This window comes from Mesorhizobium sp. WSM4884 (assembly GCF_029625675.1).
Taxonomy (GTDB): domain Bacteria; phylum Pseudomonadota; class Alphaproteobacteria; order Rhizobiales; family Rhizobiaceae; genus Mesorhizobium.
The window spans coordinates 112,410-136,036 of record NZ_JARTVO010000003.1 but is presented as its reverse complement, the minus strand read 5'-3'; the positions used below and the strand labels follow the sequence as shown (position 1 = coordinate 136,036).

Sequence of the window (23,627 nt, the reverse complement as noted above, 5' to 3'; positions counted from 1 at the left end):
CGATTATAGAGCCGGTTCCGGCACCGAAGCCTTGAACACGTCGAGCCGGCTTCCGGTCTCCGAAGAGAAGAAATGCAGGTCGCTCTCCGCGAACTGCAGCCCGATGGCGCTACCGGGCTCGGGGTGGACGGTTTCGGAGGTCACCACCGAGAACGGCGCGCCGTCGAGATCGACGTAGACGACCCGGCCGGCGCCGAGTTCTTCGACAAGATCGACCGTCGCGGCCAGCGCGCCGGGCGTTCCCGGCGCCACCATTCGCACGGCCTCCGGCCGGATACCGACCGCGACCTTCGAGCCGACCGGGAGGCCGGCGCGTGAAACGTTGAGCTTGCGGCTGTCGCCGAGCAGCGACACGCCGTCGAGCGTGACCGTGCCTTCGAGCATGTTCATCGCCGGCGCGCCGACGAAGGTCGCCACGAACCGGCTCGCCGGCCTGCTGTAGACTTGCGCCGGCGTGCCAACCTGCTCGACGCGGCCGCCATTCATCACCACCAGCCGGTCGGCCAGCGTCATCGCCTCGACCTGGTCGTGCGTGACGAAGACGGAAGTGGCATTGAGCCGTCGATGCAGTTTGCGGATCTCCGAGCGCATCTGAACACGCAATTTGGCGTCGAGATTGGAGAGCGGCTCGTCGAACAGGAAGACCTTGGGCTCGCGGATCATGGCGCGGCCCATCGCGACGCGCTGGCGCTGGCCGCCAGAGAGCGCCATCGGCTTGCGGTCGAGCAGATGCTCGAGCTCCAGGATGCGGGCGACGGCCTGGATGCGCTGGTTGCGTTCGGCGGCGGGAACACCGGCCACCTTCAGCGAATAGCCGATGTTCTGGGCAACGCTCATATGCGGATAGAGCGCGTAGTTCTGGAACACCATGGCGCAGCCGCGCTCGCGCGGCTCGAGCTTGTTGACCACGGTGCCGTCGATGGCGATCGCGCCGTCGGAGATCTCCTCGAGCCCCGCGATCATGCGAAGCAGCGTGGACTTGCCGCAGCCAGACGGGCCGAGGATGACGACGAACTCGCCGGATCTGATATCGAGGTTGACGCCGTGCACGACCTGCATCTTGGCATAGCTCTTCCGGACGTCGCGGATGACAATGGAGGCCATTTTTTATCGTCTCCCTATTTTTCGGTGGCGATCAGGCCGCGCACGAACCAGCGCTGCATCAGCACCACCACGATCATCGGCGGCACCATGATGATCAGCGTGCCGGCCATGGCGATATGCCATTCCGGCGCGCCGCCGACGTTGGGGATGAGCTGCTTCAGCTCTGTCACCGCCATCGCATGCGACTGGTCGGTGGTGATGAGCAACGGCCACAGATACTGGTTCCAGGCCCACAGGAACATGATGGTGCCGAGCGCCGCCATGTTGTTACGCGACAGCGGCAGAAGGATATCGACGAAGAAGCGCAGCGCGCCGGCGCCGTCCATGCGCGCGGCCTCGGTCAATTCGTCCGGCACGGTCAGGAAGAACTGGCGATAAAGGAATGTGCCGGTGGCGGTGGCGACCAGCGGCAGGATCAGGCCGCTGTAGGAATTGAGCAGTCCCAGGCTGAGCTGGACCTGAACCCCCGACACCTTCTGGATCAGCCAGGAAAGCCCCGTCAGATCCATGATCGCCTGATAGGGATCGAGCACGTTTGCGACCACCGCGTAGGTCGGAACGATGCGCACTTCGAGCGGCAGCATCAGCGTGATGAAGATCAGCCAGAAGATCAGCATGCGGCCGGGATAGCGAAAGTAGACGATCGAGAAGGCCGTCAGCGCCGACACGATTACTTTGCCGGCGGCGACGCCGAACGCCATGATGAAGGAGTTGAGCAGCTTCGGGCCGAGATCGGCCGTCGTCCACGCCGTCTTGATGTTGACCCAGAAGTCGCTGCCCGGCAGCAGCGACATCGGGACGTCGTTGACGTCCTTCAGATTGTGCGAGGCCGCGATCGCCACGATGACAAACGGCGCCACGCAGAATACGAAGCCGGCAAACAGGATGAGATGCGTGAAGAAGTTGAGGATCGGGGTGCGCTCGACCATGGCCGCCTCAACGATAATGCACGCGCCGCTCGATGAAGCGGAACTGGACGATAGTCAGCAGGACGATGAGCAGCATCAGGATGATGCTCTGCGCAGCCGCGCCCGAGTAATCGAGCCCTTTGAAGCCGTCGGAATAGATCTTGTAGACCATCAAATTGGTGGCGTTGGCCGGGCCGCCGGCGGTCATAATGTCGACGATGCCGAAGGAATCCTGGAAGCTTTCGGTGATGTTGATGACAAGCAGGAAGAAGATGGTCGGCGTGATCAGCGGGAACTGAATGTCCCAGAAGCGGCGGACGACGCCTGACCCATCCATGGCCGCCGCCTCGATCAGCGAGCGCGGGATGGCCTGCAGGGCGGCCAGGAAGAAGATGAAATTGTAGCCGACATATTTCCACGAGAAGGCGATGATGACGGAGGCCATGGCGTCGGCGCCGTTGAGGCCGGGATCCCAGAAGCCGGGCCAGAACTTGTTGACAGCGGCCATGAAACCGGCTTCCGGCGCCAGGATGAAACGAAACGCCAGCGCCAGAGCCGGCGCTGCGATGCCGTAGGGCCAAATCAGCACGACGCGATACAGCCAGGAGCCAGCGAGTTGCCGGTCGGTCAAGGCGGCGAGGACCAGCGCGATGACCATCGCAAGACCCGTGCTGATGCCGGCGAAGATCATGCTGGCGGTGATCGAATTCCAATAGTCGGCATTGGCGAGGATCGAGCGGAAATTGTCGAGGCCGACCCAGATGTTGCCGCCGCCCCAGGGCTGCTGCAACGTCAGCGACCAGTAGACCGCCTGGCCGGCAGGCCAATAGAAGAAGGTGAAGATCAGGAGGAGCTGCGGCACCGCGAACAGGATGCCGATCGTCCATCTGCCGAAAGTGACGCGTTTTTCCATCGATCCGCCGACGATGCCTGGTTCGGATATGAAACGGCCGCCCGTCGAGTTTCGACGGGCAGCCTCAAAATGTCTACTGCTTAGGGCAGCGTCTTGTTCGGATAGGTCTGCTGGAAGCGGTCGAGGATAGCGTTGCCGTTCTTGACCAGCGCGTCGATGCCGTCCTGCACGCTTTCCTTGTTGGCGAAGATCGCCTGCATCTGCGTGCCGAATTCGGCGCGGATCTGGGTGAAGTTGCCGAGGCGAATGCCGCGCGTGATCTCGGTCGGCTCCGAGGCGGTCAGGCTGGCGATCGCCACTTCACGGCCCTTGTAAGGGGCCTTGTCGTAGAAGCCGCTGGATTTCATGTACTCGAAGCCCGACTTGGTCACCGGAATGTAGCCGGTGTTGGTCGACCAGAACAAAGCCGTCTTGGGGTCGTGGATGAAGTTGAGGAAGGCGGCCGCGCCCTTGTATTCGGCGTCCGATTTGCCGGACAGCACCCACAGCGAGGCGCCGCCGACCAGCGAATTCTTGCGCTCGGTGCCGGCATAGACGGGCAGCTCGGCGACATCCCAGTTCATGCCTTCCTTCTGGGTCTTGCCGACGGTGCCGTGGTCGCCGACCGAGGTCATGATGACCTGGCAGGTGCCGGTGGCGAAGGCCTGGACCATGTCCTGGCCGAGGTCCTTCGACTTGATCTTGATCAGACCGTCGTCATACCACTTCTTCAGGTCGGTGACGTACTGGACGAACTTTGTCTTGTTCATCTCCAGGCGGGCGTCGAGGCCGTCATAGCCATTGTTCTTGGTTGCGATCGGCTGGTTGTGGATGGCCGAGAACTGCTCCATCAGCTGCCAGCTTTCGTTACCGGAGATGTTGATCGCCATCGGGCAATCATAGCCGGCGTCCTTCAGCGCCTTGAGGTCGGCGCCGACGTCTTCCCAAGTCTTCGGCGCCTCGGTCTTGCCGATCTTGGCGAAGGCGTCCTTGTTCCAGTACATCAGCGCCGTCGACGAGTTGAACGGGAAGGACAGCATCTCACCCTTCGAGGTCGCGTAGTAGCGGGCGATGCCGGGGAAATAGTCGCTGTAATCGATCTTGTAGCCGTTCTCTTCCATCAGCTTGTCGGCGGGCTTATAGGCGCCCGACAGCATCATGGTGGCGGTGCCGACGTCATAGACCTGGACGACGGTGGGCTGTTTGCCGGCGCGGAAGGCGGCAATCGTGTTCTGCAGCGTGGCGTCATAATTGCCCTGGCTGGTGCAGACCACTTCATAATCGGACTGCGAGGCGTTGAAGTTCTTGCACAGCGTGTCGACGACGCGGGCGAGATCGCCCGACAGGCCGAACCAGAAATCGAATTTCACCGGCTCTGCAAAGGCAGGAACCGCGAGCGCGGTGCTGAGCGCGGCGGCAAGGGCAGCGAGGCCCCGCTTGATGATGGTCATGGTTTTTCCCTCTTGAGTGGCAGTTCGACAAGGTTTTGCGCAGTCCTTGCCCGCTCTCTTAGAGAAGGTATGTGACAGTTCTGTTGTGGCCCCTGGACCGGTAGGTAAGGCCCTGTGGACAGCCAGTCTCTCCTCCCCCTCGGCGGTCGCGCCGGCATGAAATCGTCATATCGGCGGTCTAGGAAGCTAGGGCGCGGCGAAGCGGCGTAAAGACCACTCATGATTAACCGGCTAAATTGAGCGCCGGCCAAATTGGACCGATGACATGCTTGTCGCGCAATTGACCCATGTGCCGATGGCTGACCGCCAGGCAATGCGGGACGGCTTGCGCGACAGCGCGACCCATATGCGCCACGCTGCCGCCATTCCGGCATTGGGCCAGATCGAGATCGGCGGCAGGACGTCCAGCGACGGCGCAGGCGGAAGCCTGACGGTGATGGCCTGGAACGTCGGGCGTCCCTGCCATGTCGATGCGATCGTCGAATGATACAACCTGAGACGCACGCCTCGGTTGCAGGCGCGCTAATCGATTCTTCAGCCGTCGAGCCTTAATCAATCTTAACTTGATTGATGCGGGAAGATCAGGTGAAGCCGGATGTTGACCGTCTATAATTGCATCGTGCATCAGCACGATCTGAGGTTGGTCGCGCTTGCGGCGCTCATCTGCGGAATTTCGTCCTTCTCAGCGGTCAATCTCCTTCGCCATGTCGAGCAATCGACCAGTCGAAACCGCTACGCATGGCTGTCGATCGCGGCCACGGCGACCGGGTTCGGCATCTGGGCGACGCATTTCATTGCCATGACCGCTTTCACGCCGGGAATACCCAACGCCTATAACGCCGAGCTTTCCGCGCTTTCGCTGGCGATTTCCGTTCTTCTGACCGCAGCGGGAATGTGGATCGCCACGCTGCGTAGCGGCATCGATCATACCCTGGTCGGCGGCGCCGTGCTCGGGATCGGCATCGCCGCGATGCATTATACCGGCATGGCGGCGTTCGAGGTCCAGGGCAGGATCGTCTGGAACGAGCTGCTCGTCGCCCTTTCGCTGGCGGCGGGCGTCACGCTTGCCGCGCTCTCGCTGTTCGTCGTGCTGCGCCGCCCGTCGATGCTGACGACAGTCGCCGCCGCCATCCTGATGACGCTGGCGATCTGCACGCTGCATTTCATCGCCATGGCGGCGGTCTCGATCTATCCGGATTCCTCGATAGAGATCTCTCAATTCACCATCGCGCCGATGTCTCAGGCCTTCGCCGCCGCGGCGGCGAGCCTGGTTATCCTGGTGCTCTCGGCCGCGGCGCTCCGCATCGATCTGCGCTTCCGCCGCCACCGGGTCGAGGCCGAGCGCATGCATGGCCTGGCGAATGCCGCCGTGGAAGGGCTCATCGTCTGCGACGGCAGCCGCATCGTCAGCGCCAACGACAGCATCGCGGCGCTGAGCGGCGTCGCCGCCGGCACGCTGAACACGATGACACTCGGCGATCTTTTCGGCGAGCGCATTGCCTCGAGCATCGCCGCCGGCAAGGGCCAGGCGCAGGAAGCCGAGTTGCTGAGCCAGGACGGCACCCGAATTCCCGTGGAGCTGATCGCCCGCAGCATCGACTATTGCGGCAAGCCTCATGACGTCGTCGCGGTGCGCGACATACGCGAGCGCAAGAAGGCCGAGCAGGAAATCCTGCGGCTTGCACATTTCGACCCGCTGACCGGGCTTGCCAACCGCCGCAGCTTCACCAACCGGCTCGAAGGCGAGATCGCCGCAGCGGACGGCAGCGGCAAGGACGGCCAGCTTGCGCTGATGCTTCTCGATCTCGACCGGTTCAAGGAAGTGAACGATCTCTTCGGTCACGCGGCCGGCGACGCCGTGCTGCAAAAAGTGGCGCAGTGCGCTTCGAGCGTGCTCCGCCACGGGCAGATGCTTGCCCGCCTCGGCGGCGACGAGTTCGCCATCATCGCCCCCAACCTTCCCAATCCGCAGGCTGCTGGCCGCATCGCCGAGGCGGTGCTTGCAAAGCTGCGCCAGGAAGGTGGGTTGTCGCCGGGCGGCGAGCTGGTATCGGCCAGCATCGGCATCGCCCTCTACCCGCTCGATGCCGATGAGCAGGCGGCGCTGGTCAGTCACGCCGATACGGCGCTCTACCGCGCCAAGGCCGAGGGTAAGGACACCTACCGCTATTTCGAGGCCTCCATGGGCGCGGAGACGCGCGACAGGCGCGCCATGGAGCACGATCTGCGCCAGGCGGTGTCGCGCGGCGAGGTCCGGCTCGTCTACCAGCCGCAGAAGGAGATCAGCAGCGGCAAGATGATCGGTTTCGAGGCTTTGATCCGCTGGCATCATCCCGAGCGCGGCGACATCCCGCCGTCGGTTTTCATCCCGGTGGCCGAGGACAGCGGCGCTATCGCCCAGATCGGCGAATGGGTGCTGGCGACGGCCTGCGAGGAGGCCGTGCGCTGGAAGAATCCGCTGACGATCGCCGTCAATGTCTCGGCCGTGCAGCTCCATAATCCGAACTTCAGCCGCAAGGTGCATCAGATCCTGCTGCGGTCCGGCCTTCCCGCCGGCCGGCTCGAGCTCGAGGTGACCGAGACGGCGCTCATCAAGGACATGCCGCGGGCGCTCGCGACCTTGCGGCAGGTCAAGGCGCTCGGCGTCCGCGTCGCGATGGACGATTTCGGAACCGGCTACTCATCCCTTTCCAATCTGCGCGCCTTCCCCTTCGACAAGATCAAGATCGACGGCTCCTTCATCAAGTCGGTCGACAGGAACGGGCAGGTCGCGGCCATCGTGCGCGCCGTGCTGGGGCTGGGACGCGGCCTGGGCCTCCCGGTCCTGGCCGAAGGCGTCGAGACGCTGGACGAACTGCGCTTCCTCGATGCCGAGGACTGCGAGATCGGCCAGGGATATTATCTTGGCAGGCCGGGCCCGATCGAAACCTTCAGTGAGCTGACCGGCGTGCCGGCGCCGGCGGCCAACGACCATGTCAAGCCGCATGCTGGCAGCATTCTGATGCTGGAGCCCGCCGCCGCGCTTCGCTCGAACTGATCACCTCAAGCCGCAGGTCGACGAAGCGAACCCGGCTTCCCGTTTAGGGCAATTTCAGGAAAAGTGTGAAACGGTTTTCCGTCCGGAATTGCGTGAGAACAAATACTTAGAGCGGGCTCGGCGATTCCGTGAAACGATGAACCGCTCTAGGATCACGGCCCGAGCGCGGCTTCCACCAGCCGCTTGGCGTCGGGGCTCGACCATTCCGCCGGGCCGTTCATATGCGCGATCAGGCAACCCTCGCCGTCGATCAGCATGGTGACCGGCAAGCCCAGCGCCAGCCCGCGTGTCTTGACCTCGTTGAACAAAGCTATCGTCGGATCCCGATAGTAGCCGAGCGTCTCGACGCCGATCTCCTTGAGGAATTTCTTCGGTTTGGCGTCGTCGCCAGTGTCGACATTGACCGCGACGACCTCGAAGGCATTGCCGCCCTTCTCCTTCTGCAGCGCGTCGAGCGCTGGCATTTCGGCGCGGCAGGGCGCGCACCATGTCGCCCAGAGATTGAGCAGCACCGTCTTGCCGGCATGGTCGGCGATGGTCATCGGCTTGCCGTCCGGTCCGTTGAAGGCAAGGCTTTTCAGCGATTGCGGCGGGTCCGCCGGTTGCAGCGCCGCGACCTGGCCGACGGCCTTCGCGGCGACTTGCTTGGCCCGCCCGGCCTTGGCCTTGCAGGCGACATCATCCTTGCTGTTGTCTGCCGCAGCCTGCGGCGACTGGGCATTGTTGCCAGAACCGCTCTCGCTGACATATACCGCGACCGCGCCGGCCAGCACGCCCGCCACCATGGCGGCGAGGATGAGGCGCGGGGCCGGGAAGAATTTTTTGCCGTCTGCCATTTTTCTTAGAACTGCTCCGGAGTACGGGTTATAGCGATGAGCGACAAGAAGGCCAGCAACCAGATGTGGGGCGGACGTTTTGCCTCGGGTCCGGCCGCGATCATGGAAGCGATCAACGCGTCGATCTCCTTCGACCGCAAACTCTATGCGCAGGACATCCGCGGATCGATCGCCCACAGCGAGATGCTGGCGCAGACGGGCATTATTTCGCCGGCCGATCAAGAAAAAATCGCTCACGGCTTGAACACGATCCTGAAAGAGATCGAGGCTGGTAGGTTCGAATTCTCGACCAAGCTCGAAGACATCCACATGAATGTCGAGGCGCGCCTTGCCGAGCTGATCGGTCCGGCCGCCGGCCGCCTGCACACCGCCCGCTCGCGCAACGATCAGGTGGCGCTCGACCTGAGGCTGTGGGTCAAGGAGGAATGCCAGCGCGTCGCCCAGGCGCTGAAGGACCTCATCGCCGCCTTCCTCGAACGCGCCGAGGAGCACGCGGCAACGGTGATGCCCGGCTTCACCCATATGCAGGCGGCGCAGCCGGTGACCTTCGGCCACCATTGCATGGCCTATGTCGAGATGTTCGGCCGCGATCTGTCGCGCGTCAACGACGCCATCGTGCGCATGGACGAAAGCCCGCTGGGCGCCGCCGCGCTCGCCGGCACCAGCTTTTCCATCGACCGCCATATGACGGCGAAGGCACTGGGCTTCCGCGAGCCGATGCGCAACTCCCTCGACAGCGTGTCGGATCGCGACTTCGCCCTTGAGTTCCTGTCAATCGCCGCCATCTGCGGCACGCATCTTTCGCGGCTCGCCGAGGAGATCATCATCTGGTCGACGCCGCAGTTCGGCTTCGTCCGGCTCTCGGACTCCTTCTCCACCGGCTCCTCGATCATGCCGCAGAAGAAGAACCCCGACGCCGCCGAGCTGGTGCGCGGCAAGACCGGCCGCGTCAATGGCCACCTCGTCGGGCTGCTGACGGTGATGAAGGGCATGCCGCTGACCTATGGCAAGGACATGCAGGAGGACAAGGAATCGGTCTTCGACGCCGCCGAGACGCTCGACCTGATGCTGGCGGCGACCACCGGCATGGTGCGCGACATGACCGTGAACGCCGCCGCCATGAAGAAGGCCGCCGGCGCTGGTCACGCCACCGCGACCGACCTCGCCGACTGGCTGGTGCGCAATCTCGGCCTCCCCTTCCGTGAGGCCCATCACGTCACCGGCCGCGCCGTCGCCCTTGCCGAGGAGAAGAAGGTCGGCCTGGAAAAGCTCTCGCTGGAGGACCTGCGTTCGATCCATCCCGGCATCACCGACGGCATCTTCTCGGTACTCGCCGTGCAGAATTCGGTGAAGAGCCGTGTGAGCTTCGGCGGCACTGCGCCGTCGGAAGTGAAGAAACAAATCCGCTACTGGAAAAAGCGCCTGGCCAAGGCGTAATGCCGGGATGCAATGCGCTGCAAACTCGGCTAAAAGCGGCGGCTGGACAAAACAGTTTCGAACGGATGGATCGATGACCCGAGGCAGGATTTTGGTGACGCTCGCGCTGCTGGCGGCGGTTGTCACCGTGACGGCCTGCGGCAGGAGGGGCGGCCTCGATACCCCCTACGAAGCGGCAGTGCAGGCGCGCAAGGATGCGGAGCGAGCCAAGCAGCCGCTGCCGCCCGAGCCGGAGAAACCGGTCAAGGACAAGAAGTTCATCCTCGACCCCTTGCTCTAGAGCCGATGAGATCGTCCGATCTCATCGTGCTCCAATTTTCGGACCTTTTCCCGTGAACCACTTCGACTACCGCGACGGCGTGCTCTACGCCGAAGATGTGGCAATCCCCGATATCGCCGCCAGCGTCGGCACGCCCTTCTATTGCTATTCGACGGCGACGCTGACCAGGCATTTGCGCGTCTTCAAGGAAGCCTTTGCCGGGCTCGACGCGCTGGTCTGCTACGCCATGAAGGCCAATTCCAACCAGGCCGTGCTGAAGACGCTGGCCAGGCAAGGCACCGGCGCCGACGTGGTGTCGGAAGGTGAACTGCGCCGCGCCTTGGCCGCCGGCATCCCGGCCGACAAGATCCTGTTTTCCGGCGTCGGCAAGACCGCGTGGGAAATGGATTTCGCGCTTTCCGCCGGCATCCTCTGCTTCAACGTCGAATCCGAGCCGGAGCTCGAACTGCTCTCGGCGCGCGCGGTGGCGCTCGGCAAGGTGGCGCCGATTTCGCTGCGCATCAATCCGGACGTCGATGCCAAGACCCACAAGAAGATTTCGACCGGAAAGGCCGAGAACAAGTTCGGCATCCCGTGGCAGCGGGCGCGCCAGGTCTATGCCCGCGCGGCGGAGCTGCCCGGCATCCGGGTGACCGGCATCGACACCCATATCGGCAGCCAGATCACCGAGCTGCAGCCTTTCGACGACGCCTTCGCGCTGCTGGTGGAGCTGGTCGGCGTGCTGCGCGCCGATGGCCATTCAATCGAGCACGTCGATCTCGGCGGCGGCCTCGGCATCCCGTATCGTGTCGACAACAGCCCGCCGCCCCTGCCCGACGCCTATGCCGAGATCGTCAGGAAACATGTCACCCGGCTCGGCCTGAAGGTGATGTTCGAGCCCGGCCGGCTGATCGTCGGCAATGCCGGCATCCTGGTTTCCGAAGTGATCTATGTGAAGGAAGGCGACGCCAGGAACTTCCTGGTCGTCGACGCCGCCATGAACGATCTGATCCGGCCGACGCTCTACGACGCCTTCCACGATATCAAGCCGGTGGTGCAGCCGCCGGCCGCCACGCCGCGCATGAAAGTCGATATTGTCGGGCCGGTCTGCGAGACCGGCGATTTCCTCGGCCTCGACCGCGATCTGCCCAGGCTGAAGTCCGGCGACCTCATCGCCGTCGCCACCGCCGGCGCCTATGGCGCGGTGCAGGCCGGCACCTACAACACAAGGCTGCTGGTCCCGGAAGTGCTGGTCGACGGCGATCGTTTCCATGTCGTGCGGCCGCGCCGGACCTATGAGGAACTGATCGGACTGGATTCGCTGCCCGATTGGCTGAAGTAGCCAGGCGCTAGATCCGCTGCTGGATAAGCGCCTTGGCTTCGGCGATCCTCTCCTCGTCGCGGCGATAGAATATCCATTGCCTGGTGCGCTTGGCGCTGAGCAGGCCGGCCTGGGTCAAGACGCGCATATGTTCGCTGAGCGTCGGCTGGGTGATGCCGAGCTTTTCGGCGATCAGCAGCGCGCAGACGCCATCCTCGACCAGATCGCCATCGGTCTGGGGCGGGAAATGCAGGCGCGGATCCTTCAGCCAATCGAGGATCTGCAGCCTGCGTTCGTTGGCCATTGCTTTTAAGATGTCGACCTCTTGCATTTAGCCATTTTGCTAAGTTACTAATTGAAGTCAATCCCGAGGAGCAAACCATGTTGAACACAAATACGTCGGACAAAGGGACGCTCACGCGCGAGCGCGTTGCCGCAGTGGAACCGCGCATCCGCCCCTATGTGCGGCACACGCCGGTGATGCGCGTCGACATGGCGGATTTTGGCCGACCTGCCTTTCCGATCGATCTCAAGCTCGAATGCCTGCAGCATTCCGGCTCGTTCAAGGCGCGCGGCGCTTTCACAAACCTGCTCGAGCGGCAGGTGCCGGAAGCCGGCGTCGTTGCCGCCTCAGGCGGCAATCATGGCGCCGCCGTCGCCTACGCCGCCATGAAGCTCGGCCACAAGGCCACCATCTTCGTGCCGGAAGTCAGCCCGCCGGCGAAGCTCGAGCGCATCCGCGGCTACGGCGCCGAGCTGGTCGTCGGCGGCGCGCGCTACGCCGAGGCGCTCGCCGCCAGCGAGGATTTCGCCGCCAGGACCGGCGCCTTGCAGATCCATGCCTTCAACCAGGAAGAGACGCTTATCGGCCAGGGCACGCTCGGCCTCGAGATCGAGGCCGACCTGCCCGAGCTCGACACGCTTCTCGTCGCCGTCGGCGGCGGCGGCCTGATCGGCGGCATCGCCGCCTGGTTCTCTGGCCGCATCCGCATCGTCGCCATCGAGCCCCAGGGCGCGCCGACGCTCTATCGCGCCTTCGAGGCCGGCAAGCCGGTCGATGCGCCGGCCGAAGGGATCGCCGCCGATTCGCTCGCGCCGAAGCGCGTCGGCGAGATGATGTTCCCGATCGCGGAAGCCTTCGTCGAGCGTTCGATCCTGGTCGGCGACGACGACATCGTGGCGGCCCAGAGAGCGCTCTGGGATCGCGCCCGAATCATCGCCGAGCCCGGCGGAGCCGCAGCCTTCGCCGCGGTGCTTTCCGGCCGCTATGCGCCGGCCCCCGGCGAGCGTGTGGCCGTCCTGGTCTGCGGCTCCAACACAAATCCCGCGAATTTCTGACCATAAACGGGGCGGAGCCCTTCACGTTTTCGGAACCTGCCTCGCCTTCGCCGTGTTTGGTGTTATCCTCTGCTCATGAGGTCCGGGCTATCCCGCCCGGGCAGGAAGGGCCGATGACGGAACGACCCATTTCCAGTGGCGTACGCGGCCTGGCCGGGCGACTTGCCCTGAGCCGACTGGCGACGCGGACCTCGATGATCTTCGAGCGTGGCTGGCCGTTGCTGCTGCCGCTGGCGGTGGTCGCCGGCCTGTTTCTCAGCGTGTCGTGGCTGGGTCTGTTCCAGCGCTTGCCGGATCTGGCGCGGATCGGGCTCCTGATCCTGTTCTCCATATCGGCACTGGCGGCGCTCTATCCGCTGCGCTTCTTCCGCATTCCTTCCGCCGCCGAGGTCGACCGGCGCATCGAAGCCGCGAACGAGCTGCTGCACAGCCCGGTGCAGGTGCAGACCGACCGGCCGAGCGGCGCGGAAAGCCTTTTCTCGCAGGCGCTGTGGCGCGAGCATCAGAAGCGCATGGCCGAGCGGCTCTCCAGCCTCGGCGCCGACAGGCCGCGCTCAAGCGTGCCGGATTATGACCGTTGGGGCCTGCGGGCGCTGGTCGGGCTGCTGTTCGTCACCGCCTTCGCCTTCTCCTTCGGGCCTTTTGGCGGCAGGATCGGCGACGGCTTCGTCGCGCGTGCCGTGCGCGATACCGTGCCGCCGCGCATCGATGCCTGGGTGACGCCGCCCGCCTATACCGGCAAGCCGCCGCTGTTCCTGACCGCCGACGTCAATCAGGCCGCGCAAACCTTCAGCGTCCCGCAGGGCAGCGACGTCTCGCTGCGCGTCACCGGCGGAACCGGCGAGGAAACGTTGAACTATGCCGACACGAACGGCAATGACCGCGCGATCGAGCCGGCCGCGCCGAAGGATGGCACATCCGCCGCCGCCCAACCGGTGCCCCCTGCCGCTGCCCAACTCAAGGTGCGGCAGTTCTCCGGCAAGCTGAGCACCGATGGCACGCTGACGCTGAAATCCGGCGAGGACGATCTCGGTCACTGGGCCTTCGCCATCATTCCGGACAAGCCGCCGACGATCCGTTTCGTCGGCGAGCCGAAGCGCGCCGTCAACGGAGCCATCGAGCTCAACTACCAGATCGACGACGACTATGGCGCGGCCTCCGCCAAGGCCGTCTTCGAACTGTCGGATCCGCCGCCAGCCAATGCGCATCCGCTCTACGGCCCGCCCGACATGCCGCTGACGCTGCCGCGCCGCGGCGGCAAGGCGAGCGCCGCCAAGACGACCAAGGATCTGACCGAGCACGTCTGGGCAGGCAGCACCATCAAGCTGACGCTGTCGGCCACGGACGATGCCGGCCATACCGCCACCAGTGAAACCAAGACGCTGCTGATGCCGGAGCGGCCCTTCTCCAATCCGCTAGCCCGCGCCGTGATCGAGCAGCGCCGGCTGCTGGCGCTCGACACCAACGCCAAGCCGCGCGTGCTCGACCTGATGGACGCGATCACGTTGCGCCCAGAGGATACGTTCGACAACATGTCGCATTATCTCGCGATCATGAGTGCGAGGAGCCGGCTGAAGCTTGCCGAGACCGATGATCAGCTGCGCAACGAGGTGGGTTATCTGTGGGAGATCGCGCTCGGCATCGAGGAAGGCAATCTGTCGGCCGCCGAGCGGCGGCTGCGCCAAGCGCAGCAGGCGCTGCAGGACGCCATCAAGAACGGCGCCAGCGACGAAGAGCTCAACAAGGCGATGAAGGAACTGCGCGAGGCGATGAACCAGTTCCTGCAGGAATTCGCCCAGCGCGCGCAGCAGAACCCGAACGCGCCGCAGATGCAGCAGAACGGCCGGGAACTGCGCCAGAGCGACATCAACCGGATGATGGACGAGATCGAGAACCTCGCCAAATCCGGTGACCGCGACCGGGCCCAGCAGCTTCTGTCGGAGCTGCAGGACATGATGAACAACCTGCAGGCCGGCCGCCAGCAGCAGGGCGGCGAGCAGGACAGCGAGATGCGCCAGCAGATGGACAAGCTGGGCGAGATCATGCGCCGTCAGCAGGAGATGATGAACGACACCTTCCGTCTCGACCAGATGCAACGTGGCCAGCGTGGTCAGAATGGCGACCAGCAGATGGGCGAGGATGGCCAGCAGGGCCAGACGCAGGAAGGGCAGCAGCCAGGCACCGGCAACGATCGCGACCCGCTCGGCCGGCAGAAGCCGATGACGCCGCAGGAATTCTCCGACGCGCTGAAGCAGCTGCAGGAGGGCCAGGGCCAATTGCAGAGCGAGCTGGACAAGCTGAAGAAAGGCCTCGAAGGCATGGGCATGCAGCCCAATGAGGGCTTCGGCGAGGCCGGCAAATCCATGGGCGATGCCGAGCATGCGCTGGGCGAAGGCGAGGGCGACCAGGCGGTCGGCCACCAGGGCCGCGCGCTGGAGGCGCTGCGCCGCGGCGCCAAGGACATGATGAAGCAGATGCAGGCCATGCAGGGCGACCAGGGCGGCAGCGAGCAGGGCGGACGCCAGCAGGATGCCGACCGCGATCCGCTCGGCCGGCCGCGCGCCACGAAAGGCCCCGACGACGGCAACTCGGTCAAGGTGCCGGACGAGATCGACGTGCAGCGCGCCCGCCAGATCCTCGAGGCGATCCGCAAGCGCCTCGGCAACGCGCTGAGCCCCGATATCGAGCGCAGCTATCTCGAACGGCTGCTCGAGCTGAAATAGTTCACACGGCCATTTTGTCGAAGCTCCGCCGGCCGCGCTGGCGATTCGCCAATAGGTCGGACCGACCAAAGCGTCTTGCCAAAGTTGCGGATCAAAGATTGGCCGTGGCTTGCGCCTGCCTGGTCAGCATGAAGGCCTCGCGGATCGCGTTCTCCATGCCGTCGATCGCTTCGCCGGTCGCAAGCGGATTACGGTGCAGCACCACGTTGGAAGAATCGATGTCGCCGAAGCCGTCGGCGGCGGTCAGCTCGCGGCAGTCGGCTGGGATGTTGCTGCGCGAGATCGGCGCGATCGCCAGCCCGGAAGTCACCGCGAGCGTCAGGCCGCCATTGGTGTCGCTGGTATAGGCGACGCGATAGTCGAGTCCGCGTTGCTGCAGCGACTTGATCGCGAAGTCGCGGCACCAGCCGTCGCGGCTGTAGAGCGCGATCGGCACCGGCCGCTCCTCATGCATGTGGTGCAGCGTCGATGTCACCCATACCGTCGGATCGTGCATCAGCACCTCGCCGCCGGAAAAGCCTTCCCACTCGAACACCACGGCGAGATCGAGCTCGCCCGCCGCCAGCGACCTCACCTGCGAAGCCGAATGGGCGTAGCGCACCGTGACCTCCACGCGCGGATGGCGCTTGGCAAATTCGCCGAGTGCCCGCGACAGGATCGAGCGTCCGTACTCGGCCGGGATCCCGATGCGCACCAGGCCGCCGAGCGGCGGCGCCACCAGCGACGCCGCCGTCTCGTCGAGCAGCGAGACGATTCGGCGTGCGTTACCGATGAGCTCGCCGCCGCGGCGCGTCAGCGCCACCCCGCGCGAGCCGCGCTCGAACAGGCTGTCGCCGACCATGTCCTCCAACTTCTTCATCTGCATGGAAACGGCCGACTGGGTGCGCCCGGCCTTTTCGGCGGCCTTGGTGAAATTGCCCGTCTCGGCCACCACCACGAAGGTGCGCAGGAGGTCGCTGTCGAGGGTAGGCTTCATGGGTGCGCCATAAGAAATTTTGATTGCTGATATCATTCCAATTCGTTTGCAACATGTCAAACGCCACAGGATAGTCGTCTCTCCCATTGGATATGTGGTCGCGAAATCGGCCGCGGACCAATTCGAAGAGTCCTCACTCGTGCCCGCTGCCCGCAACGGTAGCGGGCTCTTTTTCGCCGGAATGAACATGCAGAACCGGATGGTGCTTGGCATTGTGAGCCTCTGCCTGGGCGTTCTCGTTTTTTCGCTGCAGGATCCGCTGGTGAAGGCGGTTTCGGGCGGCTATCCGGTGACGGAAGTGATGGCGATCCGTGCCATCGTCGCGCTGCCGATCCTGATCCTTGTCGTTCAGGCCGATGTTGGCCTGAAGGCATTGCTGTCGAAGCGAGCGGGTATGCTGACGCTGCGCGCCTTCATCCAGTTCAGTTCCTACACCGTCTACTATCTGGCGATCGCCGCCTTGTCGCTGGCCGACGCGATAGCGCTTTATTTCATGGCGCCGCTCTTCATCATGGCGCTTGCCGGGCCCTATCTCGGCGAGCACGTCTCCTGGCGGACGCTGACGACGGTGCTCATCGGCCTTGTCGGGGTGATTGTGATGCTGCGCCCGGGCGCCGGATTGTTCGACTGGGCGGCGCTGCTGTCGCTCGGCTCGGCATTCCTCTACGGCTTCTCGCAGCTGATGGCGCGCCGGATCGGCGATACCGAATCCTCGACCGTCATGGCCTTCTACCAGAATGGCGCCTACCTCACCGGCGCAGCGGCCGTCGCCATCATATTTCATCTGGCTAGCATCACCCACGCGGACCATCCGAGCCTCGATTTCCTCGTGCGGCCATGGGTGTGGCCGACGCTGCCGGACTTCCTTAAGATGGCCGCCTGCGGCTTCGTCGCCTCCGCCGGCATGGTCTTGTTGTCGCAAGCCTACCGGATGGCGCCCGCCAACCGCGTCGCCACCTTCGAATATACCGGCATTCTGTGGTCGCCGCTGTGGGGCTTCCTGTTCTTCGCCGAGGTCCCACGGGCAACGACGGTGCTTGGCGCGGCGCTGATCATCGGCGCCGGTCTTGTCGCACTCAACGGCGAACGCCGGCGCAGCGCAGCGCCTGCGCTCGCCGCGACCGGCGATGCCGTCTAATCGGTCAAGCGAAGCAGCTCAATGCCCGACCGACGCGGGCGCGGATCTCTGCCAGCGTGAAGGGCTTCTGCACGACGTCGAGGATGATGCCGTTCAGTTCCTCGGCGCGCTCGCGCTGGTCGGCGTAGCCGGTCATCAGCATGATCTTCATCGCCGGGTACTGTTTCGCTGCCGCCGTCGCCATCTCGATGCCGTCCATCTCCGGCATGCGGATGTCGGACACCACGAGATCGTAGCCGCCGCGGTTCTGCTGGATCAACGCCAGCCCCTGCGCGCCGTCGGCGGCGATGGCCACATTATGCCCGTCGCGTTCCAGCGCGCGGGCGGCGAGGGTGCGGACGGACTCATCGTCCTCGACGATCAGAAGCTTTGCCATGACGAGATAGATGCCGCCGAAACGTTGACGTTTTCTGAAAATTCGAAACATCAATGCGATCTTTAGAGCGCGACCTTACGCGTCGCCCTTCACGACCCCGACAAACGGCAGTTCCCGGAACGCATGCGCGACATCCATGCCGTAGCCGACGACGAAATAGTCGGGGCAGTCGAAGCCGACATAGTCGGCGTTGAGCGTGGTCTGGCGGCGCATGCGCTTGTCGAGCAGCACCGCGATGGCGCAGCTCCTGGCGCCCCGCGACAGCATGAGATCGCGTGTGAAGGAAAGCGTCTTGCCGGATTCGAGGATGTCATCGATCAGCAGAACGTCGCGTCCGGCGACCTCGTTGTCGATGTCGCGCAGCACCTTGACCTCGCCGCTGGTGGTGCCGGCGCCGTAGCTGGAGATGAAGATGAACTCCACCTCGGGCGACAGGCCGACATCATGCATGGCGCGGATGAGATCGGCGGCGAAGACGAACGAGCCCTTCAGGATCGAGATCACAAGCAAGTCGTGATAGTCGCGCCCGGCGATCTCCTTGGCGAGCTCGAGATTACGCCGGGCGATGGCCGAGGCCGAAAACAGGACCTCGATGTCCTTGCCGCGCACAACTGGCATCGATTGCCTTTCTTGAGAATTCGCCTAGCCGGCGAAGATTACAGAGACGGTTTTCACGCCGTTTCTAGGCACATCGAGGCGGCTGGAAAAGCCGAATCTTTCGCCCGGCGCCAGCGAGCGGTTGGATGTCCCCAGCCTGTAGCGGATGACGTTGCTGGCTTTGTCGGTGACGCGGATTTCCAGCGGCGGAAGCGCTTCCGCTCTTGCGCCGTCATTGGCTGCCTCGCCGTCGACGAACAGGACGGGCTTCAATCCCGAGACGTCGATTCGCGAGGTCACGCCGGAAATGCTGAGCGCGCTTGCCGGCTGCGCAGTCGCCCAGAAGGGGCTCTGACGCACCAGCGCATGCCCGCCCGAGATCCAGAAAGCGACGAGTGCGGCGCCCACTCCGGCGATCCAGAAGATCGGACCGCCGCGCGAGACCGGCCGCGTGGGCGCGGCCTCCGGTTTGCGCAGCATGCCCATGCCTTCGATGGATGGCGTCGAAGGCGCTTGCGGCGGTGGCGGCGCCACCGTCGGCTCGGAACGGGCGGCGAAACGCGGCAGCACCACATAGTCGGCGTCGACGATGTCGGCCGGCGCGTCGAGCATGACGCGCTCCGGCGCGGCATTTGCCGCCGTGCCGGTCATGATTTCGCCGGAAACAGGGCGCGCGGTTCTGTCCTCAGCCATTACGGCCCCAGTGCAATCTTCGTTGCTTTTGGGTAAACGCAAATGGTTAATGCTTCCCCACCGGAACCATTGTGAAACGTCGAAAAAGCGCAGAAATTAACCAACGATTAACCATGCCGGCCGATGGTCTTGGCAGAGAACAGGCCGGCAGGACGCCGCCTAAGGTTTCAGGTCGCCGAAAGTGATCCGCTTCGAAAATGTCGGCCTCCGCTATGGCATGGGTCCGGAGATCCTCCGCGACATTTCCCTGCACATTCCGGAGCGCTCCTTTCAGTTCCTGAGCGGTCCTTCGGGCGCCGGCAAGACCACCTTGCTGCGCCTGCTCTTCATGTCGCTGAAGCCGACGCGCGGCCTGATCACCATTTTCGGCAAGGACCGTTCGCGCATCTCGCGCAGCGAATTGCCGCTGCTCAGGCGCCGCATCGGCGTGGTGTTCCAGGATTTCCGCCTGCTCGATCACATGACCACTTACGAGAACGTCGCGCTGCCCCTGCGCGTGCGCGGGCGCGAGGAGGCAAGCTATCGCACCGACGTCGCCGAGCTTCTGAAATGGGTCGGGCTGGGCGACCGCATGCACGTGCTGCCGCCGGTACTGTCGGGCGGCGAGAAGCAGCGCGCCGCGATCGCGCGCGCGCTGATCGAGCAACCGGAGATCCTGCTTGCCGACGAGCCGACCGGCAATGTCGATCCGCCGCTGGCGCGCCGGCTGCTGAGGCTCTTCATCGAGCTCAACCGGCTTGGCACCGCCGTGGTGATCGCCACCCACGACCTCGGCCTGATGGAGCAGGTCGATGCGCGGCGCATGATTCTCGCCGGCGGAAGGCTGGACGTTTATGACTGACCTCCCGGCCGATCACCTGCATGACGAAGCCGTCGAGACGACGCCGACGACAACCGTTCGGCGCGTCCAGCGCAAGATGGCGCCGATCGTGCCGGCGCAGAACATCGCCGGCCGGGCGCTGGTGCTGGTCATCGCCATCATGACCTTCCTGTCCTGCCTGACCTTCGGTGCCGTGACGCTGGTGCGCGACACCGCTTCGGTGTGGGAGAACCAGATCTCGCGCGAGGCCACGATCCAGATCAAGCCGGTCGAGGGCCTCGACATGGAGGCGGCCCTCGCGCAGGCCTCGCAGATCGCCAGCGAATTCCCTGGCGTGAAAGGCACGAAGATCGTCGACCGCGATGCGACGGCGCGGCTTCTGGAGCCGTGGCTGGGCACCGGCCTCAATATCGATGAACTGCCGGTGCCGCGGCTCATCGTCGTCACCATCGACGAGGCCAGCCCGCCCGACTTCGCCGCCATGCGCGCCGCGATCACGCCCAAGCTGCCGAGCGCGGCGCTCGACGACCATCGCACGTGGGTCGACCGGCTGGTCGCCATGGCGCACACGACGGTGACGATCGGCTTTGCCGTGCTGGCGCTGATATTGTCGGCGACGGTGCTGACGGTCGTGTTCGCCACGCGCGGCGCCATGGCCGGCAACGGTCACATCATCGAGGTGTTGCATTTCGTTGGCGCCGAGGCCCGCTTCATCGCGCGCGAATTCCGCTGGCATTTCCTGGTCACCGGCATGAAGGGCGCCGCCGCCGGGGGTGCCGCCGCTATTCTCGTGTTCATCGTCTTTTCCTGGTGGTCATCGCGCAACATGGCAACGCCGGAGGCCGACCAGGCGACCGCGCTGTTCGGCAATTTCGCCATCGGCTCCACCGGCTATATCGGCGTCGGCCTGATGGTGCTGGTGATCGGCGCGCTCACGGCGGCGACCTCGCACGCCACCGTCGTCGCCTATCTCAGCGATATCGACATCCGCCAGCCGGACTCGGGCTGATCATGACGAGACCCCGTGAGACGAAATGGAAATCGGCCTAAACCGTTATATTCAGGAAGGAAAACGATCACGGACCGAGCAGCTGCCGTAACGCAATGTGCGCCGCCTTATCTATGAAAGGCCGCATTTCGGAGTTAACCATAGGATGTTTTCAGGATTAACCTGAGGATGATGGACGCGCGGGACTCGATCGGAACGGCTGGACGGATGCCAGCGGCGCTTTCGCGCGGCGCTGGGTCTGCGAGTTCTGGTCGCCTCAGATTTGCGCTTCGTATCTGCGGTTTCTTCGTGCTTGCCCTGCTGGCGCTTTTCGCTGGTGGCTTCGGCTGGTTTGCCGACAAGGTCAGCAGCATGACGACGCCGGTCAATCCGGCCAAGGCCGATGCCATCATCGTGCTCACCGGCGGCCAATCGCGGCTCGACGCAGCCATGGACCTGCTGGCGTCGGGCAAGGGCGAGCGGCTCTTGATAAGCGGCGTCCATCCCTCGGCCAGCCGCCGCCAGCTGCAAATGGCGATGGGCGGCGACAAGCAGCTGTTTTCCTGCTGCGTCGACATCGACCGTGCCGCGCTCGACACCATCGGCAATGCCGAGGAAAGCGCCAAATGGGTGGAAAGCCACGCCTATGGCAGCATCATCCTCGTCACCAATAACTACCACATGCCGCGCAGCCTGCTGGAAATGGGCCGGCTGCTGCATGGTGCGCGGCTCGAACCATATCCGGTGGTCAACACCAAGCTCGCCAACGGCAGCTGGCTGACCAAGCCGGAAGCGCTGCGCGTGCTGCTCACCGAATACAGCAAATATGTGCTGGCGCTGGCGCGCGGCATCGTTCCGCTTCGCCCGACCGCCGAGGGCGTCACCCTCGCCGAAGCCTCGATCGCCAAAGACGAGAAGCAGCCAAGCCAGGTCATCCCTTAATCGCAACTCCACGCAGGCGCGCAACTTCTTGCTCGAGGTCTGCGATGCGCCGGTCTCGCTCGGCAAGCGCCGCAGCCACATTCGCTGCCTCAAAACGCTGCGGAATGTGCTGCGGACAATTGGCGTCCCAGGCCGTGACGGTGAACAGGATCGCCTGCTCCGGTCGCGCCCTGTAATTTGCCGGCATCAGCCTTGCCGTCAGGTCGGGATCGTCCTCGACGACCCGCGCCCGGCCCCAGATCTTGATGCGCTGCCGAAGCATGTAGTCGATCAGGAACAGGAAGGCCTGGGCATTGTCCGCAAGATTGCCCTGGGTGATGAACTGCCGGTTGCCCGAGAAATCGGCAAAGCCGATCGTATGCTCGTCGAGCACCTTGAGGAAGCCGGCGGGGCCGCCGCGATGCTGGATATAGGGTTGGCCGCCGCCATTGGCCGTCGCCAGGAACACGCTGGTCTGCGCCTCGACGAAGGCGGCGAGATCGGGCGTGATCGCCGCCCGCCAGCCGCCGCGCTGCTCGACGCGAGCGTAGGACTCGCGCGAACCTTTGCGGGACTGGATGGCCTTGACCGTGGGCGTGAAGGCAACATCGCTGGTGAAAGCGTTCATGGCGGCACTCCTCGGACGAAGTAGCACCTTATCTAATCCCTTCCGAAATCCGGAGGAAGAAGGCATATCTGCAATCTAAGCTTCCATTTTCTGGAAGAATGGATGGACCGCCTCGACGCCATGTCCCTGTTCGTCGCTACGGTGGAAGCCGGCAGTCTTTCCGCTGCGGCGCGGTATGCCGGCGTGCCGCTGCTCGAGCCGCCCTGACCGGTCAGCCTCGTTCATGCCGGCCGGGGCCTGCTGCCGGTGAAATTGCGCGCCTTCCTCGATTTCACCGCGCCGCGCCTGGAGGAGCGGCGCGGTTCGACCACGGCGCCGTTTTCTTTTTGGCCGCGCTTGGTGTAACCAACGCACACCTCCACACCGGGCCCTTTCCCGCATGCTCTATATCCGCTCACTGGCGTTCAACCTTGCCTTCTATCTCAGCCTGGTCGTCCAGATGATCTTCTGGACACCCTTCTATTTCCTGTCGCCGCGTCACCGCGCCTGGTTCGTGCCGAAATTCTGGTCGCGCACCTCGATGTGGCTCTACGACAAGATCGCCGGCACCAGGAGCGAGATCACGGGCGTCGAAAACCTGCCGGAAGGGTCGTTCATCCTGGCGCCCAAGCATCAGTCTTTCTGGGACGCGATCGCCTTTTTTCCTTATCTCGATGACGCCTTGTATATTCTGAAGCGGGAGCTGACCTGGATCCCCTTCTTCGGCTGGTACATCATGAAGATGCGCATGATCCCGGTCGACCGCGGCAGCCGCTCGAAAGCGTTGAAAGCGGTCGTCGCCGCGACCAGGCAGGAGATGGCGCGCAATCCTCGTCAGCTCATCATCTATCCGGAAGGCACGCGCCGCCCGCCGGGCGCCGAGCCGTCCTACAAATACGGCATCGTCGAGCTTTATACCCAGCTTGGCGTTCCCGTGGTGCCGGTCGCCCACGTCGCCGGCCTCTACTGGCCGCGCCGCAAATTCATGCGCTATCCCGGCACCATCAAGGCCCGCTTCCTGCCGCCCATTCCTCCGGGCCTCGGCAAGGACGAATTCATGCAGCGGCTGATCGGCGAGACGGAAGCCTCCTGCGACGAGCTGCTCGTCGAGGCAGCGCGCGCGCCGAACCCGCCGCCTCTGCCGCCGACGGCGATGAAGCGGCTAGCGGAGCTCGGCGCTGCGTCAACGACAAAGGCTTGATCCT

The 23,627-nt window shown here is 64.3% G+C and carries 23 protein-coding genes; 12 read left to right on the top strand and 11 right to left on the bottom strand.

The window, feature by feature from the left end:
• Positions 1-3: 3 nt before the first annotated feature.
• From ugpC to P9236_RS05870, 4 genes are all read right to left on the bottom strand, one after another.
• A complete protein-coding gene (ugpC, locus tag P9236_RS05885) occupies positions 4-1,104 on the bottom strand; it encodes a sn-glycerol-3-phosphate ABC transporter ATP-binding protein UgpC (RefSeq protein WP_278073672.1) in 1,101 nt (366 codons plus the stop codon).
• Between the two features lie 14 nt (positions 1,105-1,118).
• On the bottom strand, positions 1,119-2,033 hold the full coding sequence (locus tag P9236_RS05880; RefSeq protein ID WP_278073671.1) for an ABC transporter permease subunit: 915 nt from the start codon (positions 2,031-2,033) through the stop codon (positions 1,119-1,121).
• Between the two features lie 7 nt (positions 2,034-2,040).
• Positions 2,041-2,925 carry an ABC transporter permease subunit gene (locus P9236_RS05875; RefSeq protein WP_278073670.1) on the bottom strand — a complete coding sequence of 295 codons (885 nt, stop codon included), beginning with the start codon at positions 2,923-2,925 and terminating at the stop codon, positions 2,041-2,043.
• An 80-nt stretch (positions 2,926-3,005) separates the two neighbouring features.
• Complete coding sequence (locus tag P9236_RS05870) at positions 3,006-4,355, bottom strand: extracellular solute-binding protein (protein ID WP_278073669.1); 1,350 nt, start codon at positions 4,353-4,355, stop codon at positions 3,006-3,008.
• Positions 4,356-4,620: 265 nt separating this feature from the next.
• Between P9236_RS05870 and P9236_RS05865 the strand changes: the two genes are divergently transcribed.
• On the top strand, positions 4,621-4,842 hold the full coding sequence (locus tag P9236_RS05865) for a hypothetical protein (protein ID WP_278073668.1): 222 nt from the start codon (positions 4,621-4,623) through the stop codon (positions 4,840-4,842).
• Positions 4,843-4,950: 108 nt separating this feature from the next.
• Entirely contained in the window at positions 4,951-7,392 is a 2,442-nt protein-coding gene (locus P9236_RS05860) for an EAL domain-containing protein (RefSeq protein ID WP_278073667.1), read from the top strand.
• Positions 7,393-7,544: 152 nt separating this feature from the next.
• Here the strand turns inward: P9236_RS05860 and P9236_RS05855 are convergent, their stop codons facing one another.
• A complete protein-coding gene (locus P9236_RS05855) occupies positions 7,545-8,228 on the bottom strand; it encodes a TlpA disulfide reductase family protein (RefSeq protein WP_278073666.1) in 684 nt (227 codons plus the stop codon).
• 36 nt (positions 8,229-8,264) lie between these two features.
• Between P9236_RS05855 and argH the strand changes: the two genes are divergently transcribed.
• The 3 genes from argH (at position 8,265) to lysA (ending at position 11,266) form a co-directional block, all read left to right on the top strand.
• Positions 8,265-9,665 (top strand): argininosuccinate lyase, encoded by a 1,401-nt coding sequence (argH, locus tag P9236_RS05850; protein WP_278073665.1) that lies wholly within the window; start codon positions 8,265-8,267, stop codon positions 9,663-9,665.
• Positions 9,666-9,738: 73 nt separating this feature from the next.
• On the top strand, positions 9,739-9,945 hold the full coding sequence (locus tag P9236_RS05845) for a lipoprotein (protein ID WP_066990222.1): 207 nt from the start codon (positions 9,739-9,741) through the stop codon (positions 9,943-9,945).
• Between the two features lie 52 nt (positions 9,946-9,997).
• Positions 9,998-11,266 (top strand): diaminopimelate decarboxylase, encoded by a 1,269-nt coding sequence (gene lysA / locus P9236_RS05840; RefSeq protein WP_278073664.1) that lies wholly within the window; start codon positions 9,998-10,000, stop codon positions 11,264-11,266.
• Between the two features lie 7 nt (positions 11,267-11,273).
• On the opposite strand, the gene P9236_RS05835 is transcribed toward lysA, so the two are convergent.
• Positions 11,274-11,576, bottom strand: a complete 303-nt coding sequence (locus tag P9236_RS05835) for a metalloregulator ArsR/SmtB family transcription factor (protein ID WP_278073663.1) — start codon at positions 11,574-11,576, stop codon at positions 11,274-11,276.
• A 50-nt stretch (positions 11,577-11,626) separates the two neighbouring features.
• On the opposite strand from P9236_RS05835, the gene P9236_RS05830 reads away from it, so the two are divergent.
• Complete coding sequence (locus P9236_RS05830) at positions 11,627-12,583, top strand: threonine/serine dehydratase (protein WP_278073662.1); 957 nt, start codon at positions 11,627-11,629, stop codon at positions 12,581-12,583.
• A 113-nt stretch (positions 12,584-12,696) separates the two neighbouring features.
• Complete coding sequence (locus tag P9236_RS05825; protein ID WP_278073661.1) at positions 12,697-15,306, top strand: TIGR02302 family protein; 2,610 nt, start codon at positions 12,697-12,699, stop codon at positions 15,304-15,306.
• 91 nt (positions 15,307-15,397) lie between these two features.
• Here P9236_RS05825 and P9236_RS05820 read toward each other — a convergent pair whose 3' ends face one another.
• Positions 15,398-16,282 (bottom strand): LysR substrate-binding domain-containing protein, encoded by an 885-nt coding sequence (locus P9236_RS05820; RefSeq protein ID WP_278073660.1) that lies wholly within the window; start codon positions 16,280-16,282, stop codon positions 15,398-15,400.
• A 187-nt stretch (positions 16,283-16,469) separates the two neighbouring features.
• Between P9236_RS05820 and P9236_RS05815 the strand changes: the two genes are divergently transcribed.
• Entirely contained in the window at positions 16,470-17,420 is a 951-nt protein-coding gene (locus P9236_RS05815; RefSeq protein WP_278073659.1) for a DMT family transporter, read from the top strand.
• Positions 17,421-17,424: 4 nt separating this feature from the next.
• Here the strand turns inward: P9236_RS05815 and P9236_RS05810 are convergent, their stop codons facing one another.
• From P9236_RS05810 to P9236_RS05800, 3 genes are all read right to left on the bottom strand, one after another.
• On the bottom strand, positions 17,425-17,796 hold the full coding sequence (locus P9236_RS05810; RefSeq protein ID WP_278073939.1) for a response regulator: 372 nt from the start codon (positions 17,794-17,796) through the stop codon (positions 17,425-17,427).
• A gap of 75 nt (positions 17,797-17,871) precedes the next feature.
• Positions 17,872-18,414 carry a hypoxanthine phosphoribosyltransferase gene (gene hpt / locus P9236_RS05805; RefSeq protein ID WP_059187960.1) on the bottom strand — a complete coding sequence of 181 codons (543 nt, stop codon included), beginning with the start codon at positions 18,412-18,414 and terminating at the stop codon, positions 17,872-17,874.
• Between the two features lie 24 nt (positions 18,415-18,438).
• A complete protein-coding gene (locus P9236_RS05800) occupies positions 18,439-19,086 on the bottom strand; it encodes a hypothetical protein (protein WP_278073658.1) in 648 nt (215 codons plus the stop codon).
• Positions 19,087-19,267: 181 nt separating this feature from the next.
• Between P9236_RS05800 and ftsE the strand changes: the two genes are divergently transcribed.
• From ftsE to P9236_RS05785, 3 genes are all read left to right on the top strand, one after another.
• Positions 19,268-19,927: a cell division ATP-binding protein FtsE gene (ftsE, locus tag P9236_RS05795; RefSeq protein WP_278073657.1), complete on the top strand. Its 660-nt coding sequence runs from the start codon at positions 19,268-19,270 to the stop codon at positions 19,925-19,927.
• A complete protein-coding gene (locus tag P9236_RS05790; protein WP_278073656.1) occupies positions 19,920-20,915 on the top strand; it encodes an ABC transporter permease in 996 nt (331 codons plus the stop codon). The genes ftsE and P9236_RS05790 overlap by 8 nt, the downstream gene beginning before the upstream one ends.
• Positions 20,916-21,083: 168 nt before the next feature.
• Positions 21,084-21,836, top strand: coding sequence for a YdcF family protein (locus P9236_RS05785; protein ID WP_278073655.1), 753 nt, complete (start codon positions 21,084-21,086; stop codon positions 21,834-21,836).
• Here the strand turns inward: P9236_RS05785 and P9236_RS05780 are convergent.
• Positions 21,826-22,443, bottom strand: coding sequence for a pyridoxamine 5'-phosphate oxidase family protein (locus P9236_RS05780; protein WP_278073654.1), 618 nt, complete (start codon positions 22,441-22,443; stop codon positions 21,826-21,828). The genes P9236_RS05785 and P9236_RS05780 overlap by 11 nt on opposite strands.
• Positions 22,444-22,822: 379 nt before the next feature.
• Here P9236_RS05780 and P9236_RS05775 point away from each other — a divergent pair, with 379 nt between their 5' ends.
• Positions 22,823-23,623 (top strand): 1-acyl-sn-glycerol-3-phosphate acyltransferase, encoded by an 801-nt coding sequence (locus P9236_RS05775; protein ID WP_278073653.1) that lies wholly within the window; start codon positions 22,823-22,825, stop codon positions 23,621-23,623.
• Positions 23,624-23,627 lie beyond the last annotated feature (4 nt).